This window comes from Arthrobacter sp. GAS37, from assembly GCF_044908325.1.
GTDB lineage: Bacteria > Actinomycetota > Actinomycetes > Actinomycetales > Micrococcaceae > Arthrobacter > Arthrobacter ramosus.
The window spans coordinates 14,652-31,690 of the sequence record NZ_JBIYDB010000009.1; the positions used below are offsets into that span (position 1 = coordinate 14,652).

17 protein-coding genes are annotated in these 17,039 nt (G+C 64.3%); 12 read left to right on the forward strand and 5 right to left on the reverse strand.

The annotated features are described in order from the left end of the window. Positions 1–32 precede the first annotated feature (32 nt). Both ABH924_RS09835 and ABH924_RS09840 read left to right on the forward strand, forming a co-directional pair. Entirely contained in the window at positions 33–410 is a 378-nt protein-coding gene (locus ABH924_RS09835; protein ID WP_404498406.1) for a DUF485 domain-containing protein, read from the forward strand. Then, the gene (locus ABH924_RS09840) at positions 407–2,023 is read left to right on the forward strand and encodes a cation acetate symporter (protein ID WP_404498408.1); all 1,617 of its coding nucleotides are present in this window, start codon (positions 407–409) and stop codon (positions 2,021–2,023) included. The genes ABH924_RS09835 and ABH924_RS09840 overlap by 4 nt, the downstream gene beginning before the upstream one ends. 76 nt (positions 2,024–2,099) lie before the next feature. On the opposite strand, the gene ABH924_RS09845 is transcribed toward ABH924_RS09840, so the two are convergent. From ABH924_RS09845 to ABH924_RS09860, 4 genes are all read right to left on the reverse strand, one after another. After that, entirely contained in the window at positions 2,100–2,663 is a 564-nt protein-coding gene (locus ABH924_RS09845; RefSeq protein WP_404498410.1) for a hypothetical protein, read from the reverse strand. A 29-nt stretch (positions 2,664–2,692) separates the two neighbouring features. Beyond that, positions 2,693–3,106, reverse strand: a complete 414-nt coding sequence (locus ABH924_RS09850; protein WP_234753070.1) for a DUF4383 domain-containing protein — start codon at positions 3,104–3,106, stop codon at positions 2,693–2,695. 127 nt (positions 3,107–3,233) lie between these two features. Next, positions 3,234–3,887, reverse strand: a complete 654-nt coding sequence (locus tag ABH924_RS09855) for a hypothetical protein (protein WP_404498412.1) — start codon at positions 3,885–3,887, stop codon at positions 3,234–3,236. Positions 3,888–4,019: 132 nt separating this feature from the next. After that, positions 4,020–4,505, reverse strand: a complete 486-nt coding sequence (locus tag ABH924_RS09860) for an Lrp/AsnC family transcriptional regulator (RefSeq protein ID WP_234753072.1) — start codon at positions 4,503–4,505, stop codon at positions 4,020–4,022. A 195-nt stretch (positions 4,506–4,700) separates the two neighbouring features. Between ABH924_RS09860 and pdhA the strand changes: the two genes are divergently transcribed. The 3 genes from pdhA to ABH924_RS09875 are packed head-to-tail and all read left to right on the forward strand — an operon-like array spanning position 4,701 to position 8,292. After that, a complete protein-coding gene (gene pdhA / locus ABH924_RS09865; RefSeq protein ID WP_404498414.1) occupies positions 4,701–5,867 on the forward strand; it encodes a pyruvate dehydrogenase (acetyl-transferring) E1 component subunit alpha in 1,167 nt (388 codons plus the stop codon). Beyond that, positions 5,867–6,877: an alpha-ketoacid dehydrogenase subunit beta gene (locus ABH924_RS09870; RefSeq protein WP_234753073.1), complete on the forward strand. Its 1,011-nt coding sequence runs from the start codon at positions 5,867–5,869 to the stop codon at positions 6,875–6,877. Before pdhA ends, ABH924_RS09870 begins: the two co-directional genes overlap by 1 nt. After that, positions 6,874–8,292: a dihydrolipoamide acetyltransferase family protein gene (locus tag ABH924_RS09875; RefSeq protein WP_404498417.1), complete on the forward strand. Its 1,419-nt coding sequence runs from the start codon at positions 6,874–6,876 to the stop codon at positions 8,290–8,292. The genes ABH924_RS09870 and ABH924_RS09875 overlap by 4 nt, the downstream gene beginning before the upstream one ends. 87 nt (positions 8,293–8,379) lie before the next feature. On the opposite strand, the gene ABH924_RS09880 is transcribed toward ABH924_RS09875, so the two are convergent. Beyond that, positions 8,380–9,033, reverse strand: a complete 654-nt coding sequence (locus ABH924_RS09880; protein ID WP_404498419.1) for a TetR/AcrR family transcriptional regulator — start codon at positions 9,031–9,033, stop codon at positions 8,380–8,382. Between the two features lie 150 nt (positions 9,034–9,183). On the opposite strand from ABH924_RS09880, the gene ABH924_RS09885 reads away from it, so the two are divergent. The 7 genes from ABH924_RS09885 to ABH924_RS09915 are packed head-to-tail and all read left to right on the forward strand — an operon-like array spanning position 9,184 to position 17,004. Continuing rightward, positions 9,184–10,791 (forward strand): carboxyl transferase domain-containing protein, encoded by a 1,608-nt coding sequence (locus tag ABH924_RS09885; protein WP_404498421.1) that lies wholly within the window; start codon positions 9,184–9,186, stop codon positions 10,789–10,791. Between the two features lie 4 nt (positions 10,792–10,795). Beyond that, positions 10,796–12,916, forward strand: a complete 2,121-nt coding sequence (locus ABH924_RS09890; RefSeq protein ID WP_404498423.1) for an acetyl/propionyl/methylcrotonyl-CoA carboxylase subunit alpha — start codon at positions 10,796–10,798, stop codon at positions 12,914–12,916. A gap of 2 nt (positions 12,917–12,918) precedes the next feature. Then, the gene (locus tag ABH924_RS09895) at positions 12,919–14,082 is read left to right on the forward strand and encodes an acyl-CoA dehydrogenase family protein (RefSeq protein WP_404498425.1); all 1,164 of its coding nucleotides are present in this window, start codon (positions 12,919–12,921) and stop codon (positions 14,080–14,082) included. 19 nt (positions 14,083–14,101) lie between these two features. After that, on the forward strand, positions 14,102–14,866 hold the full coding sequence (locus tag ABH924_RS09900) for a CoA transferase subunit A (protein WP_404498427.1): 765 nt from the start codon (positions 14,102–14,104) through the stop codon (positions 14,864–14,866). Positions 14,867–14,888: 22 nt separating this feature from the next. Next, positions 14,889–15,641, forward strand: coding sequence for a CoA transferase subunit B (locus ABH924_RS09905; protein WP_404498429.1), 753 nt, complete (start codon positions 14,889–14,891; stop codon positions 15,639–15,641). After that, positions 15,638–16,171 (forward strand): MaoC family dehydratase, encoded by a 534-nt coding sequence (locus ABH924_RS09910; protein WP_404498431.1) that lies wholly within the window; start codon positions 15,638–15,640, stop codon positions 16,169–16,171. The genes ABH924_RS09905 and ABH924_RS09910 overlap by 4 nt, the downstream gene beginning before the upstream one ends. Further along, on the forward strand, positions 16,168–17,004 hold the full coding sequence (locus tag ABH924_RS09915) for an HpcH/HpaI aldolase/citrate lyase family protein (RefSeq protein WP_404498433.1): 837 nt from the start codon (positions 16,168–16,170) through the stop codon (positions 17,002–17,004). The genes ABH924_RS09910 and ABH924_RS09915 overlap by 4 nt, the downstream gene beginning before the upstream one ends. The last annotated feature ends 35 nt before the right edge of the window (positions 17,005–17,039 follow it).

Below are 17,039 nucleotides of genomic sequence, written 5' to 3' on the forward strand. Positions count from 1 at the left end.
TCGGTGTAGACATCCACAACCAGGAGGAAGCCATGGGTAACGAGGCCCAGACACCGGACGCAGCGGCGTCCGTTGATTTCCAGGAAGTCCAGCAAACGGGGCAGTTTCAGGAGCTCCGCAAGCGCCACCGCAGTTTTGTCTTTCCAATGGCCATCGCATTCCTGCTTTGGTACTTCGCTTACGTCCTGCTGGCTGACTACGCGGTGGGCTTCATGTCCACCAAGCTGTGGGGCAACATCAACGTCGGCCTGGTCCTGGGCCTGCTGCAGTTCGTCTCAACTTTCGGAATTACGGCCTGGTACGTTCACTACTCCAACCGGAGACTGGACCCGATTGCCACGGAAATCCGGAATGAGATCGAGGGCCATGAGTTCGACAAGGGCAGCGCAATGCGGGGGGCAGCGAAATGAGCGCCATGGTCCCGATGGTCAACGTTGCCGCCCTTAAGGACACCACGCTGTTGAACATGGGCATCTTCGCCCTGTTCGTCCTGGTCACCATGGTGATCGTTTTCCGGGCCAGCCGGAACAACAAAACGGCTGCCGACTACTATGCCGCCGGGCGCTCGTTCACCGGTTCGCAGAACGGCACCGCCATCGCCGGAGACTACCTCTCCGCGGCCTCCTTCCTCGGGATCACCGGGGCGATCGCCGTCAACGGCTACGACGGCTTCCTGTACTCCATCGGGTTCCTCGTGGCGTGGCTTGTCGCGTTGCTGCTTGTCGCCGAACTAATGCGCAACACGGGCAAGTTCACCATGGCCGATGTGCTTTCGTTCCGGCTGCGCCAGCGCCCGGTGCGGATCGCCGCGGCCCTGACCACTTTGGCCGTCTGCTTTTTCTACCTGCTGGCGCAGATGGCCGGCGCCGGAAGCCTCATTTCCTTGCTCCTGGGCATCAGCGACTGGGGCGGACAAGCCCTGGTGATCGTCGTCGTCGGCGCCCTCATGATCATGTACGTGCTGATCGGAGGAATGAAGGGCACCACCTGGGTCCAGATCATCAAAGCCGTGCTGCTCATCTGCGGTGCGGCAGTCATGACGCTCTGGGTGCTGTCCATCTACGGCTTCAACCTGTCGAACCTGTTGGGTGCTGCCGCAGACTCTGCCAAGAACCCCAACGTGCTGAACCCCGGCCTGCAGTACGGCAAGACCGAGACCTCCAAGCTGGACTTCCTGTCCCTCGGCTTGGCACTCGTCCTCGGCACGGCCGCCCTGCCACACGTGCTGATGCGCTTCTACACTGTGCCCACGGCCAAGGAAGCCCGCAAATCGGTGGTCTGGTCCATCTGGCTGATCGGGTTGTTCTACCTGTTTACCCTGGTCCTCGGCTACGGCGCGGCAGCCCTCGTTGGAGCCGACACCATCAAGTCGGCCCCCGGCGGGGTGAACTCCGCTGCGCCGCTCCTGGCGTTCCACCTGGGCGGGCCGTTGCTGCTGGGCTTCATCTCGGCCGTCGCGTTCGCCACCATCCTTGCGGTGGTGGCCGGCTTGACCATCACGGCAGCGGCGTCGTTCGCCCACGATATCTATGCGAACGTCATCTCCAAGGGCAAGGCCGGCGCCGGAACCGAGGTCAAGGTGGCCCGGCGGACTGTGGTGGTCATCGGGGTCCTTGCGATCATTGGCGGTATTTTCGCCAATGGCCAGAACGTAGCGTTCCTCGTCGCCCTCGCCTTCGCCGTGGCGGCGTCAGCGAATTTGCCGACTATCCTCTACTCCCTGTTCTGGAAGAAGTTCACCACCCAGGGCGCCATCTGGAGCATGTACGGCGGACTGTCGGCGGCCATCATCCTCATTGCCTTGTCGCCGGTTGTTTCCGGTGCCAAGACGTCAATGATCCCGGGTGCCAACTTCGCCGTCTTCCCGTTGAGCAACCCGGGAATCGTGTCCATTCCGCTCGCCTTCCTGCTTGGCTGGCTCGGAACCGTCGTGGACAAGCGGCGCGAGGACACGGCGAAGCAGGCCGAGATGGAAGTCCGTTCCCTGACCGGCGTAGGAGCCGAGAAAGCGGTGAACCACTAGGACTACCGGTCCAACACAGCGATCCCTCCCGCACTCAGTGTGGGAGGGATCGCTGTTGCCGCTTGGCAGAGAGGTCTTAGTGGTTGTGGCCGCCCGGCAGCGAGTGCTCTCCATGCGGGACGGCGTGCGCTCCGGCCACCGAGGCGGCGAGCCCCGGCGTCGTAATTGCTGCGACCACCACGGCGGCGGCGAAGGCAGCGACCAAAAGCGCACCGGCCCGCGGGGGACCCGAGGTGGCTCCGCCGTCGTCGTCGAGGTACCTGCGGGAGAGCCAGGCAGAGGATCCCAGGGCCATCAGGACCAGGAAAAGAGCCGCCAGATGCCCGCCGTCGAGCACTCTTTGGGCCATGCCGCCAACCAGGAATCCAACGTGGACAAGCACGGCCGCGAGGAGGCCTATGGTTGTTGGCTTGCGGAACGGGAGCCGCCCGCGTTGCAGGCTGGCAATCGAGCTGGCGAGCAGGGCGAGGCCCCAGGCCGCGAAGACGCCGCCCGCCCACATAAGGGCTCCACGGCCCGAAATGTCGCTCGATGCGATGGAAAGCTCCACGAGGCCGGCCCCCATTCCCGCGAAACACGAAAACAGGGTGAGGGAGGCCCCAATGGTGGGTCCCACGGACGTCGCTGCTTGAGCTGACACGGACGGCTCCTTCCGGGTTTCGAGGTCTTCTAGACGTGGGCCCTGGCGGTGGTGGCCGGAACCTTGTCCTGCGAGAGACCGACGCCGAGAAGCACCACTGCGCTGGCCAGGTGCAGGACGTTGTCTGCGCCGTTAAGGGCAATGATGTTCAGAGCGGAGCCCACGAGGAACAGCCCGAGGATGCCGACAAGCAAGTAGACGGCGCCGACTGTGGTGTTGACGGTCTTGGACAGCACAGTGCTGTTCATGCCCGAGTAGAGCAGGGCAGCGCCGATGGCGAGGTGGATGATGTTGTGCAAGGGGTTTACCGCAAAGATGATCAGATTGGCACCCTCGGTGGCGAAGAATCCAATTCCCGAGGTGACGAAGAATCCAACGACACCCACGAGCAGGTAGACGGCTCCAAAGATGGTGGCGATCAGGCGGTTGGGCGAAGTGCGCATGGTCCAAACCTTCCGGTATGGCCGGTTTTGTATCCGGCCTGTGTTCGAAACCCCGGACGGGGCTCTCAACCAGATATTCGGACCACCCGGGGCTATGGATGGGTGGATGGGACGAATTTTTTCGACGCTAGCCCTGCGGCCGGAGACGGATGGCGTCCATCTTCAAATCATTGCCTTCGAAGCTGTACGCGAGATCAAGGATTTTGCCTTGGCACTGCAAGGTTCCAACAACGTCGGCCGTGTTGGTGCCGTTGACTGAACTGACGTTCACGGAGTCGTAGTGGGGCTTGCAGGTGCTGTCCAGTCCGAGTCCCTCGACGCCGGCAACGAACTCATCTTTCGACAAGTTTTGGGTGAGGGAAGGGTGCATGTACTGGTCGTAGGCTTGCGAGCTTTGGCCATTCACGATCAGGCGGGTGAAATCGTCGGAGATGGTCCGGGCCCTGTTCGTCGCACTTCCCAGTACGTTGACCAGCACGACGACCCCCACGATGATCAGCACGAGGGCCGCGCCCACCGCTCCAAGAATGATCCAGAGGAGCTTTCGGTTCTTCGCGGGCGGCAGGACAGGCATTCCGTAGGGGCCGGGGTACTGCCCGGGGGCCGGAGCCGGAAATTGACCCGGCGGGGCGTATTGGCCTGGCGGGGCGTAGGGGGCGGGATACTGGCCCGGTGGACCGTAAGGCGGCGTGCTGCCGTATTGCGATGCTCCGACTCCCGACGCCGGCGGGACGGCTTGGGGGTCCTGGTCCGGCTGTGGCGGTACTTGCGGGGTGCTCACGGTGGTTCCCCTTCCCGGCGGCCAGTCCTGCGTCGCCAACACCGGACGGGAGCCGCCAGCCGGCCCCCAAGGCGTCCACCTGCATCAAATCGCACATTCCAGTGAGGAGCAAGGGCATCCGCCGGAGCGGGCTCAGCCGGTTCGGAGCGCCGTCTTGGTATTGCGGTTCAACAACGGCTGCACGCGGAAGGGAATCAATTCGCCCATCGACATGGCGGTGTCCGTTCGTTCCACTCCGTCACACGCAAGGATCTTGCCGTTGATCCGGAACAAATCCTCGGCGTCGAGCGCCACTACGCGCAGCAGCAGGTCAGCTGAACCGGTCAGGCCGTACCCCTCCAGGATTTCCGGGATTTCGGCGAGGTCCAAGGCAAGCTGTCCAAGCTTTTGCTGCTGCACATGCACCGAGATGAACGCCATGAGGGGGTAGCCGAGGGCGGCAGGGTTGATGCGCCGTTCGAAGGAGAGAAACGCATGTTTCTTTTCCAATTGGGCCATCCGCGCCTGAACCGTATTCCGCGATAGTCCCAGCTTCTGCGCCAGGGCCACAACCGTGCCGCGGGGGTCCTTAGCCATGGCCGAAAGCAGGCGTGTGTCGGTGCCATCTAAAGCTTGCATAATGCGCAACGTTAGCACGGTGACAACCGTCCAGATAGGGCAGAATGCGCAGAATTTTCAACGGTGGTTGTACCCAATGAGCATTGTGAGTAGGGTCACAATTAATCCAGGCGACGACGCCCGGATGCTGGCCCGCGGCTGGATCACAAGTCCTTCCAAAGGCCTGCGATCACAAGCTGAAAGGTGCGATCAACTGTGTTGACGGACGAACCCGGCCAGGACGCCTACAAGGCTTCGAATCCCGGAATCAGTGCAACAAGCCCGCGTCGGACCGGCGGGGATCTGGTCCAACTGATTTCCCCGGAAGGGGAACGCATCAGCCACCCGGAGTTCGATCTCTGGGTCAGCGATGTCACGGACGAGCAGTTGTGCTCGCTGTACGAGGACATGATGGTCATCCGCCGCATCGACGCCGAGGCAACCGCCTTGCAGCGTCAGGGCGAGCTGGCCTTGTGGCCGCCACTGCTAGGCCAGGAAGCATCGCAGATCGGTTCGGGCCGGGCCCTCCGGGACGACGACTTTGTCTTCCCCAGCTACCGTGACAACGGCGTCGCCTACTGCCGCGGTGTGGAGCCAACAGACTTGGTCCGTGCCTGGCGCGGTAACGCTTCGGCCGGATGGGACCCGTACCGCCACAACATTGCCACCCAGCAGATCATCATCGGTTCGCAATCGCTGCACGCAACCGGCTACGCGATGGGCATCCAGCACGACGGAGCAGACTCCGTCGCGGTTGCCTACTTCGGCGATGGCGCCACGAGCGAAGGCGATGTCAACGAGGCAATGGTCTTTGCGGCGAGCTTCCAAGTGCCCGTGGTCTTCATCTGCCAGAACAACCACTGGGCCATCTCCGAACCCGTCCGGATTCAGTCCCATATCCAGATCGCCGACCGTGCTTCGGGCTTCGGAATCCCCAGCATGCGGGTCGACGGGAACGACGTCCTGGCTGTCCTAGCGGTCACCCGGATTGCACTGGACCGGGCCCGCAAGGGCGGCGGACCTACGTTCATCGAAGCGGTGACCTATCGCATGGGCCCGCACACGACGGCGGATGATCCCACCCGTTACCGCGACGCCAACGAGCTTGAGGACTGGGCGGCCAAGGACCCGATTACCCGGCTCAAGGCGCTGCTTCGCACCAAGGGCCTCCTGACGGAAGAGCTCGAAGCCAAGACCCAGGCCAATGCGGACGAGGTGGCACGAAACCTGCGGGCAGGCGTCATTAATATGCCCGATCCCGCGCCGCTCGACCTCTTCAAGCACGTTTACAGCACGCCCAACTCCTGGATCGAACGCCAGAAGGACCACTACTCCCGCTATCTGGAAAGCTTCAGCGGATCAACCCAGGAAGGGGCACTCTGATGAGCAAGCTGACCTTCGCCCGCGCCATCAACGCCGGCCTGCGCAAGTCCCTCGAAAACGATCCCAAAGTTATCCTTATGGGTGAGGACATCGGGGCGCTCGGTGGCGTTTTCCGGGTCACCGACGGTCTCCAGAAAGACTTCGGCAAACATCGCGTGGTTGACACCCCCTTGGCCGAATCCGCAATCATCGGCACCGCCGTCGGATTGGCCTACCGCGGCTACCGGCCGGTCTGCGAAATCCAATTCGATGGCTTCATCTACCCGGCCTTCGACCAGATCGTCAGCCAGGTAGCCAAGATGCACTACCGGACACAGGGCCGCGTCAAGATGCCCATCACCATCCGGGTTCCCTTCGGCGGTGGAATCGGTTCACCCGAGCACCACTCCGAGTCCCCGGAAGCCTACTTCACCCACACCTCGGGCCTCCGCGTCATCAGTGTCTCCAACCCGCAGGATGCGTACACCATGATCCAGCAGGCCATCGCCTCGGACGATCCGGTGCTGTACTTCGAGCCCAAGCGCCGCTACCACGACAAGGGTGAAGTGGATGAGACCGCGGATCTTTCCACGGCGCTGTCCATGGAGAAGGCCAGGGTGGTCACACCGGGCAGCGACGTCACCTTGGTGACATACGGCCCGCTCGTGAAAACCGCGAACGACGCGGCCATGGCCGCCGCCGACGAAGGAGTCTCCGTAGAGGTTATCGACCTGCGCTCGCTGGCTCCGATCGACTTCCAGGCAGTGGAGGCGTCCGTCCGCAAGACCGGCAGGCTCGTCATCACCCACGAGGCTGCGCAGTCCGGCGGGCTCGGCGCCGAAATCGCCGCCAGCATCACAGAGCGCTGCTTCAACTACCTTGAATCGGCGCCGGTCCGGATCACGGGATTCGACATCCCGTACCCGTACTCAAAGCTCGAGATGCACCACCTGCCGGATCTCGACAGGATTCTTGACGGCGTGGACCGGGCACTCGGCCGCGGCAACTCCCTGAGCGGGCTGGAAGGATGAGCGCCACCATGATCAAGGAATTCAGGCTGCCCGACCTCGGAGAAGGACTCACTGAGTCGGAAATTCTCAGTTGGAAGGTCGCGGTGGGGGACACCGTGACCTTGAACCAGGTCATTGCCGAGGTCGAGACGGCCAAGGCCGTGGTTGAGTTGCCTTCGCCCTTTGCGGGAACCGTCGCCGCCTTGCACGAACAGGCCGGTTCCGTTGTCGAGGTCGGCAAGCCGATCGTTTCCTTTGAAGTCGACGACGCCGGAGCCCCACCTTCCGCTGTTGCCGGTTCCGGTGAGGCCGCCTCCACGGAAAGCCCGGCGGAGACCGCGGCTAAGCGTGAGCCGAACCTCGTAGGCTATGGCGCCGTCGTCGAACAATCCGGACGCCCGGCCCGACGCCAGCGGATGTTTGACGGGGGCGCCGCCGAACGCGAGCGCGTCCGGGAACCCATTCCCGCCGTCGAACCCGTTCCCGTCGTTGAACAGCCCGCACCGCCCGCGGTTCCAAACGAGCCCGCGGCGGAACAGGAGCGTCCGCGGTCCACGCCTCCGGTCCGCAAGTTTGCGAGGGATCTCGGAATTGACCTTGAGCTGGTCAAGGGAACCGGGCCGGCAGGCTTGATCACCCGTGCGGATGTCCAGGACTTCGCGGCGGGGTCCCAGCCGCAGCTCGCCGTTCCCGAGGTCACCCCGGCCGCCGCGTCCGCCGTCGGGGTTTCCGCCGAACGCGAGACGCGCACCCCTATTAAGGGAGTCCGCAAGTTCACCGCCGCTGCCATGGTGCAAAGTGCTTTCACGGCGCCGCATGTGACGGAGTTCCTGACCGTTGACGTCACGCCCACCATGGAACTGCTGGCGCGGCTCAAGGCCAGTCGCGAGTTTGCCGGGTACAAGCTCACGCCGTTGACCATCGCGGCGAAGGCAGTGTTGATTGCCTTGCGCAGGAACCCGACCCTGAACTCCCGCTGGGATGAAGGCGCACAGGAGATCGTGCAGTTCAACTACGTAAACCTGGGTATCGCCGCCGCCACGCCGCGGGGACTGACTGTTCCCAACATCAAAGACGCGGACAAGATGACGCTGCTGGAACTGTCCACGGCTTTGTCCGCACTCACGGACACGGCACGTTCAGGCAAGACCTCCCCGGCCGATCTGACGGGCGGGACCATTTCCATCACGAACATCGGCGTGTTCGGGATCGACGCCGGAACCCCCATCTTGAACCCGGGCGAGGCTGCCATCGTGGCGCTGGGATCAGTGCGCAAAGCTCCGTGGGTGCACAACGACGAACTCGCGGTGCGCCAGGTGATGTCACTGAGCCTGTCCTTCGACCACCGGCTGGTGGACGGCGAACAAGGCTCGAAATTCCTGGCCGATTTGGGCGCGATCCTGTCCGATCCTGCAACCGTCATGACGATGATCTAGCAGGCCCAACTGACTCGCAATTGTTGTCGTTTTGAAGGCTCATAACGACAACAACTGCGAGTCAGTTGGGTTCTCGGCGGCAGGAACCTAGCGCACCGTCAAGGCTGCGAGGGCCATGCGCTCGAGGATCGGTCGGGCACTTTTGACCGCAATGCGCCGCCCGTGGTGCCGGACCGAGTGGGGAGTCGAGTTGATGAGGCCGAAGGCTGCGTGGGCGCGGACCCGGAGCTCGGCAGGATCCGTCTCGGGATGCAATTCGCCGAGCACTCCCACCCACAGTTCCACGTAGTTGCGCTGCAGGGTGCGGACTTCGGCCTGGTCGGAGTCGCTGAGGTTGCTGAAGTCGCGGTCCTGGACCCGGATGACATCGGGATTGCTGAGGGCGAAGTCCACGTGGAACTCCACCAGTCCGCGCAACGCAGCCTCGGCGTCGGGGGCCTCGGACGCCACGGTGCGGCCGCCGTCCAGCAGATTCCGGCTCACACTCAACAGCAGCTCTGCCAACACGGCCTGTTTTCCCGGGAAATGCCGGTACACCGCAGGGCCGCTGACTCCTGCCGCGGCCCCCAGGTCCTCAAGGGAAACGCGGTTGAAACCGTCAGCGGCGAATAACCCGGCTGCGGCGGTCAGGAGGGCCTTGCGCCGTGTTTCCTTGGCTTGGCTTCTTTGGGTCGGGCTGTCTTGCTTGGGGCTCCGCGGCGTTGGGCCGTCCTGCTGGGAGCTCCGCTGGAAGGTGACCACAATTCCTCCTTTTGCACGCGTCCAATTCAGCGCCGATACGGGGCGGGCCCAGTGCCGGGGTGATGGACAACACAGTTAATAGAGACTAACCTAAATTCCAGTTATGCGGTACTAACTGAGATGGCCATTGGCCGGGATGGGACACAGTCGATGGAGACACTCGCCAGCCAGCTGGACACCAGCAGCGATCAGTTCGCGGCCAACGAGGAAGCGCAGCTGTCACTGGTGCACGAGCTGAAGAAGCGCCTTGCCGTGGCCGCCCTCGGTGGCCCCGAGAAGTCACGTGAGCGGCATATCTCCCGGGGAAAGTTATTGCCGCGCGAGCGCATCAACTATTTGCTGGACGAGGGAAGCCCGTTCCTGGAGATCGCCCCGCTGGCGGCCAACGGGATGTACAACGATGACTCGCCGGGCGCCGGCGTGATTGCGGGGATCGGCTTGGTCCATGGCCGCCAAGTGATGGTGGTTTCCAACGACGCGACGGTCAAGGGCGGGACGTATTACCCGATGACGGTGAAGAAGCACCTCCGGGCCCAGGAAATCGCGCTCGAAAACAAACTGCCGTGCGTCTACCTCGTGGATTCGGGGGGAGCGTTCCTGCCCAAGCAGGACGAGGTGTTCCCGGACAAGGAACACTTTGGCCGGATCTTCTTCAACCAGGCGAAGATGTCCGCGGCGAAGATCCCGCAGATCGCCTCGGTCATGGGATCCTGCACGGCCGGTGGTGCCTACGTTCCCGCCATGAGCGACGAAACCGTGATTGTCCGCAACCAAGGCACCATTTTCCTCGGCGGCCCGCCCCTCGTGAAGGCCGCCATCGGTGAAATCGTCACCGCAGAGGAACTCGGCGGCGGAGACGTCCACTCACGGATTTCCGGTGTGACGGACCACCTCGCCGAAAACGACGAGCACGCCCTGCAGATCGTCCGCGACATCGTCGCCACCCTGCCCAAGCCCGCAGCCCCCGCGTGGGAGGTGGACACCGCCGTCGAGCCCGTGGTGGACCCGGGCGAAATCTATGGTGCCGTTCCGACGGACGTCAACGCGCAATACGACGTTCATGAAGTCATCGCCCGGCTGGTGGACGGCTCGAGGTTCCACGAGTTCAAGAAGAATTACGGCACCACCCTGGTGACGGGATTCGCGAAGCTGCACGGCCACCCCGTGGGCATCGTCGCCAACAACGGGGTGCTGTTCAGCGAATCCGCCCTCAAGGGCGCGCACTTTATCGAGCTGTGCGACCAGCGCGGGATCCCGCTGGTCTTCCTGCAGAACCTCTCCGGCTTCATGGTGGGCAAGGACTACGAGCACGGCGGCATCGCCAAGAACGGCGCCAAGATGGTCACCGCCGTCGCCACCGCCCGGGTGCCCAAGCTCACCGTGGTGATCGGCGGGTCCTTCGGTGCCGGAAACTACTCCATGTGCGGCCGGGCCTACTCCCCGCGGTTCCTGTGGATGTGGCCGGCCAGCAGGATTTCGGTGATGGGCGGGAACCAGGCCTCCAGCGTGCTTGCCACCGTCAAACGGGAGCAATACGAGGCCCGCGGCGAGGAATGGCCCGCCGAGGACGAGGAAGCCTTCAAGGACCCCATCAAGCAGCAGTACGAGGACCAGGGCAGCCCCTACTACTCCACCGCACGGCTCTGGGACGACGGCATCATCGACCCCGCAGACACCCGGCGCGTCCTGGGCATGGCCCTGGACACCGTCTCCCGCCAACCCCTGCCGGAAACCTCCTTCGGCCTCTTCCGGATGTGACCCCATGACAATCAACTCCTTCGACACCGTCCTCGTCGCCAACCGCGGCGAGATCGCCTGCCGCGTCATCCGCACCCTCAAGGCCATGGGCATCCGTTCGGTGGCGGTCTATTCAGACGCCGACGCCGGGGCCCGCCACGTGCGCGAAGCAGACACTGCCGTCCGGATCGGCACAGCCGCTGCGGCGGACAGCTACCTGCGGATAGACGCGATCATCGAGGCTTGCCTGCAAAGCGGCGCCCAGGCCGTCCACCCGGGTTACGGATTCCTCGCCGAGAACGTGGAGTTCGCCAAGGCCCTGGACGCGGCCGGCATCGCCTTCATCGGCCCCGGCATTGACGCCATCGAGATCATGGGCGACAAGATCCGTTCCAAGAACCACGTCATGTCCTACGGAGTCCCGTGCGTTCCGGGCATCGCCGAACCAGGCTTGAGCGACGAGGCCCTGATCGAGGCGGCGCCCGGCGTCGGCTTCCCACTGCTTATCAAGCCCTCGGCCGGGGGCGGCGGCAAAGGCATGCACATCGTGGAGCGGCTGGGGGATATGGCAGCCACGCTGCTGACGGCCCGGCGCGTGGCGGCGAGCGCCTTCGGGGACGACACCCTGTTCCTCGAGCGGCTCATCCAGTCGCCCCGGCACATCGAGGTCCAGGTCCTCGCCGACAACCACGGCAACGTCATCCACCTCGGCGAGCGCGAATGCTCGCTCCAGCGCCGCCACCAAAAGGTGATCGAGGAAGCACCGTCCCCCTTGCTCGAGTCGCTCGCTAACGGCGCCGAGGTCCGGGCACGGATCGGTGAGGCCGCCTGCCAGGCTGCCCGAAGCGTCAAGTACAGCGGTGCGGGCACGGTCGAGTTCCTCGTCTCGGACCAGGATCCGGAGCACTTCTTCTTCATGGAGATGAACACCCGTCTCCAGGTGGAGCACCCTGTCACGGAAATGGTGACGGGCGTCGATCTTGTCGAATGGCAAGTGCGCATCGCCGCAGGTGAGGTCCTTACGGTGGCGCAGGCCGACGTCGTGCTTGACGGCCACTCGGTGGAAGGGCGCGTCTATGCGGAGGTGCCCGAACGCGGTTTCATGCCCTCCATCGGCGAGATCGTGACGCTCAGGGAACGAGCCAGCAACGATCCGCACGTCCGCGTTGACTCCGCCATGCTGCCGGGACTGTCCGTCACCGGCGACTACGATCCCATGCTCGCAAAGGTCATTGCCTGGGGCCCGGACCGCAAAGCGGCGCTGGACACCCTTGACCACGCACTGGGGGACTACACGCTGCTGGGTGTGCACACGAACGTTGAGTACCTGCAGCTCCTGATCAACGATGACGACGTCCGTGCCGGCCGACTCGACACAGGCCTGATCGAGCGCAAGCTTGAGGGGATGGAATTCCGCCAAGTGACCGACGTCGAGCTGATCGCCGCAGCCCTGCTTAACCGCTCGGAACTGCTCAACCGCTCAGAACCGGCTCCGGCCGGGACGGCAGCACCCTGGAACACCGCTGATGGCTGGCGCGTCGGCGCCGCCGCGCCCTGGAAGACCACCGTCGGACGTCCCGACGCCGGCCTGGCCACAGTGGGGCTGACGGTGAACGGGTCGAGCTTTGCGGCTCGCGTGGATAACGGCGTCGAGCACTCTGCCGCCATGCGGCCGGGGTCCGCCGGGCATGCCGTGCTGGTGCTCGACGGCGTCGAGCACCATTTCGCGCACGGCTCACCATCTCCCGGGGGTGAGGCGCGCGAACTTTGGCTCGGCAGCGACGGCTGGTCCTGCCGGCTGGAGATCCTGGACCGCGAGGCCCGGCTCCAACGCATCCTCGCGGGCATCCAGCGCGAAGAAGGCGCAGCGGACCCCGAAGTCCGGTCTCCCATGCCGGGAACCGTCGTGTCCGTTTCGGTACACAACGGCGATCACGTGGAAGCAGGCCAGGTTCTCCTCGCCGTGGAGGCAATGAAGATGGAACACCAACTGGTGGCCTCCGTGTCCGGCACCGTACACCTCAGCAGCAAAACCGGGGACCTCGTCAAGGCTGACCAAGTCCTCGCCACCATCCACGTGGTGGCCGAACCCAACCCTGAAGTCACAGCGCAACCGACTGAAAACCAGAAAGACGAGGAAGTCTAGCCATGGCAAGTTTTGAACTCACCGAGGAATACCAGGACCTGAGCGACTCCGTCCGGGAATTCGCCGACGAGGTAGTGGCCCCGGTATCCACCAAACACGACGAGGAACACAGCTTCCCGTACGAGGTGGTCAAGCAGATGGGCGAGATGGGCCTTTTCGGCTTGCCGTTCCCTGAAGAGTTCGGCGGCATGGGCGGCGACTACTTCGCCCTCGCCCTCGCGCTGGAACAGCTGGGCAGGGTTGACCAGTCGGTGGCCATCACCCTCGAAGCAGGCGTCTCGCTCGGCGCCATGCCGGTGTACCGCTTCGGCACCCAGGCGCAAAAGGAACACTGGCTGCCCCAGCTGACCTCGGCCGAAGCGCTCGCAGGCTTCGGCCTGACCGAGCCGGAAGCCGGCTCGGACGCCGGAGGCACGAAAACGAACGCACACCTTGAGGACGGCCGCTGGGTCATCAACGGCAACAAGGAGTTCATCACCAACTCCGGGACCGACATCACCCGACTCGTCACCGTCACCGCCGTCACCGGGCAGCACGAACGCAAGGACGGGAGCATCAAGAAGGAAATCTCCACCATCCTGGTTCCCACCGACACGCCCGGTTTCACCGCGGAAAAGGCCTACAACAAGGTTGGCTGGAACGCTTCCGACACCCACCCGCTAACACTGAACAACGTCCGGGTACCCGAAGAGAACCTGCTCGGCGTCCAGGGCCGGGGTTACGCCAACTTCCTGTCGATCCTGGACGAAGGCCGCATCGCCATCGCCGCACTCGCCACCGGTGCAGCCCAGGGCTGCGTCGACTTGTCCGTGAAATACGCCAAGGAACGCGTGGCCTTCGGGCAGAACATCGGGAAGTACCAGGCCATCCAGTTCAAGATCGCCCGCATGCAGGCACGGGCCCACACTGCGCGACTGGCCTACTACGATGCTGCGGCGAGGATGCTGGCCGGCAAGCCGTTCAAGACCGAAGCGGCCATCGCTAAGATGGTCGCAGGCGAGGCAGCCATGGACAACGCACGGGACGCCACCCAGGTGTTCGGTGGCTATGGCTTCATCAACGAATTCACGGTGGCACGCCACTACCGCGACTCCAAGATCCTCGAAGTCGGGGAAGGCACCACCGAGGTCCAGTTGATGCTCATCGCCCGCGAGCTGGGCCTTTAACCGCCAGGGAAGGTAAACGATGATCGACAAAGTTGTTGCCAGCGCCGCGGAAGCGGTGAAGGACATCCACGACGGCGCATCTCTCGCCGTCGGCGGGTTCGGCTTGTGCGGTATCCCGGTGGCGCTGATCGACGCGCTCCACGATCAAGGCACCAAGGACCTTGAAACAGTCAGCAACAACTGCGGCGTGGACGACTGGGGCCTGGGCATCCTGCTGAGGGACGGGCGTATCCGCCGGACCATCAGTTCCTATGTCGGTGAGAACAAGGAGTTCGCGCGGCAGTACCTTGCCGGTGAACTCGAGGTGGTCCTCACCCCGCAAGGCACCCTGGCCGAGAAACTGCGCGCCGGCGGCGCCGGCATCCCCGCGTTCTTCACGGCGGCTGGCGTCGGGACACAGGTCTCGGAAGGCGGCCTTCCCCAAAAGTACGACGGCGACGGCACCGTGGCGATCGCGTCCTCACCCAAGGAAGTGCGCACCTTCAACGGGGCCGACTATGTCCTGGAGGAATCCCTGACACCCGATTTCGGACTGGTCCACGCCTGGAAGGGCGACCGCCACGGGAACCTCGTCTTCCATGCGACGGCCATGAACTTCAATCCGCTATGTGCCATGGCGGCCCGGATCACCATCGCCGAGGTCGAAGAGCTTGTGGAACCCGGCGAACTCGATCCGCAACATATCCACACTCCGGGCATCTTCGTCCAGCGGGTCGTACTTGCACCGGTCACCGAGAAGCGCATCGAAAAGCGGACCGTCGCGTTGACCCCGGCGTCGCGTTGACCCAGCAGACAGGAGCGTAGCCATGGAATCGAACATCACCCAGGATGTGCCGCCGCGTCCCGAGGCCGTCAGGCACGAGTACCGCCGCGCCGGCGCCGAACACCACGAGGGCAAAGGCTGGACGCGGAACGAACTCGCCGCCCGCGTAGCCCGCGAACTCACCAACGGGCAATACGTCAACCTCGGGATCGGCATGCCCACCCTGATTCCCAACTACATCCCCGAGGGGGTCGAGGTGATCCTGCATTCCGAGAACGGGATCCTGGGCGTCGGCCCCTACCCGGCCGAGGACGCCGTGGACCCCGATTTGATCAACGCCGGCAAAGAAACGGTCACCGTCAACGCGGGCGCCGCGTTCTTTGACTCAGCTACGTCGTTCGGCATGATCCGCGGCGGACATGTGGACGTCGCCGTGCTTGGTGCGATGGAGGTCGCAGCCAATGGCGACCTGGCCAATTGGATGATTCCGGGCAAGATGGTCAAGGGCATGGGCGGCGCCATGGACCTGGTCTTCGGCGCCAAGCGGGTGATCGTGATGATGGAGCACGTGGACCGCAACGGCAAGCCCAAGATCGTCAAGGAATGCTCGCTGCCCGTCACGGGGAAAGGCTGCGTGGACCGGATCATCACCGACCTCGCCGTGATCGACGTCGTCTCCGAAAGCGGGGTCTCGAGGCTCGTCCTGCGCGAGTTGGCACCGAACGTCTCCGCCGAGGACGTGGCGGCCGCGACCGGCGTCGAGCTTTTCGAAGAAGACCAGGAGCTGACTGTATGACCAAGGTGCCCGAACCCGGGGTCCGTGAACCCCGCGTTATCGAGCAGCGGGGGCTGTACTTCGAGGAACTCGAGGAAGACGTTGTCTACGCCCACAGGCCCGGGCGGACCGTCACCGAAACGGACAACGTGCTGTTCACGACGCTGACCATGAACACCCAAGCCCTGCACCTGGACGCTGCCTGGAGCGCCAAGCAGCCCTTCGGGCAGAGGCTCATGAATTCGATGTTCACCTTGTCCACCATGGTGGGACAGTCCGTCACGCAACTGACCCAGGGCACCATCATCGCCCAGCTGGGCCTCACGGACGTCTCTTTCCCGCACCCGCTCTACCACGGTGACACCCTCTACACGGAGACTGTCATCACCGGGAAACGGGAGTCGTCGTCACGTCCCGGGCAGGGCGTGGTGACCATGCAGCACACCGGCCGCAACCAGGACGGCACGGTTGTGGCGCTCGCCACGCGGGCCTGCCTCATGTGGATCCGGACCGCGCATCTGGAGGCGCAACAGGGGACAATCAATACATGACCTTCACCATGGGCCCCGCTTTGCTTTTCTGCCCCGCCGACCGCCCGGAACGGTTCCAAAAGGCCGCCGAGCGTTCCGACGCCGTCATCGTAGACCTCGAGGACGCCGTCGCGCCCGCGGACAAGAAGCGGGCCCGGGGCGCCATCCTCGCCCAGCTCGGCTCCGGCGGGGAGACCGCCGAACTCGACCCCAGCCGCACGATTGTGCGGGTGAATCCGGTGGGTACCCCGGACTTTGAGAAGGACCTGCACTGCCTCGCGCACACCCCTTACCGCACCGTCATGCTGGCCAAGGCCGAGACCGCCGAACAGTTGAAAGCACTCGAGGGCTACCACGTCATCGCCCTGTGTGAGACGGCCAAGGGGATCGTCAACGCGGGTGAGATCGCCCAGGCTCCCAACGTCGTCGGGCTCATGTGGGGCGCCGAGGATCTGATCGCCTCCATGGGCGGCACCTCCAGCCGCAGGGACGACGGCGGCTACCGCGCCGTCGCAACGCAGTCCCGGTCCACGGTGCTGCTGGCGGCCAAAGCCGCAGGCAAGGAGGCCATCGACTCGGTCTACGTCGACATCCCCGACCTTGCCGGGCTGGCCGTGGAATCCGCCGACGCAGTGGCCAGCGGATTCGGTGCCAAGGCCTGCATCCACCCGAACCAGGTTGCCGTTGTCCGCGAAGCCTACGCACCGTCGCCCGAGGCCGTCGCAGGGGCCCGGGAACTGCTTGACGCCGCGGCCGCGGCCGGAACCGGAGTGTTCCAGCACAAGGGCAAAATGGTGGACGGTCCTATCCTCAAACACGCAGAATCCACGCTTCGCAGGGCGCGGCTTTCCTGAAGGGTTGCTCAGGCCGGGCCTATCGACCGCGCCGT

Bases quoted from the DNA above. Each gene is read 5' to 3' on its own strand.
- ABH924_RS09885 (WP_404498421.1), top strand. From the start codon at position 9,184: ATGGAGACACTCGCCAGCCAGCTGGACACCAGCAGCGATCAGTTCGCG.
- ABH924_RS09860 (WP_234753072.1), bottom strand. From the start codon at position 4,505: ATGCAAGCTTTAGATGGCACCGACACACGCCTGCTTTCGGCCATGGCT.
- ABH924_RS09905 (WP_404498429.1), top strand. From the start codon at position 14,889: ATGGAATCGAACATCACCCAGGATGTGCCGCCGCGTCCCGAGGCCGTC.
- ABH924_RS09835 (WP_404498406.1), top strand. From the start codon at position 33: ATGGGTAACGAGGCCCAGACACCGGACGCAGCGGCGTCCGTTGATTTC.
- ABH924_RS09890 (WP_404498423.1), top strand. From the start codon at position 10,796: ATGACAATCAACTCCTTCGACACCGTCCTCGTCGCCAACCGCGGCGAG.
- ABH924_RS09910 (WP_404498431.1), top strand. From the start codon at position 15,638: ATGACCAAGGTGCCCGAACCCGGGGTCCGTGAACCCCGCGTTATCGAG.
- ABH924_RS09900 (WP_404498427.1), top strand. From the start codon at position 14,102: ATGATCGACAAAGTTGTTGCCAGCGCCGCGGAAGCGGTGAAGGACATC.
- ABH924_RS09895 (WP_404498425.1), top strand. From the start codon at position 12,919: ATGGCAAGTTTTGAACTCACCGAGGAATACCAGGACCTGAGCGACTCC.
- ABH924_RS09840 (WP_404498408.1), top strand. From the start codon at position 407: ATGAGCGCCATGGTCCCGATGGTCAACGTTGCCGCCCTTAAGGACACC.
- ABH924_RS09915 (WP_404498433.1), top strand. From the start codon at position 16,168: ATGACCTTCACCATGGGCCCCGCTTTGCTTTTCTGCCCCGCCGACCGC.
- ABH924_RS09850 (WP_234753070.1), bottom strand. From the start codon at position 3,106: ATGCGCACTTCGCCCAACCGCCTGATCGCCACCATCTTTGGAGCCGTC.
- ABH924_RS09875 (WP_404498417.1), top strand. From the start codon at position 6,874: ATGAGCGCCACCATGATCAAGGAATTCAGGCTGCCCGACCTCGGAGAA.
- ABH924_RS09870 (WP_234753073.1), top strand. From the start codon at position 5,867: ATGAGCAAGCTGACCTTCGCCCGCGCCATCAACGCCGGCCTGCGCAAG.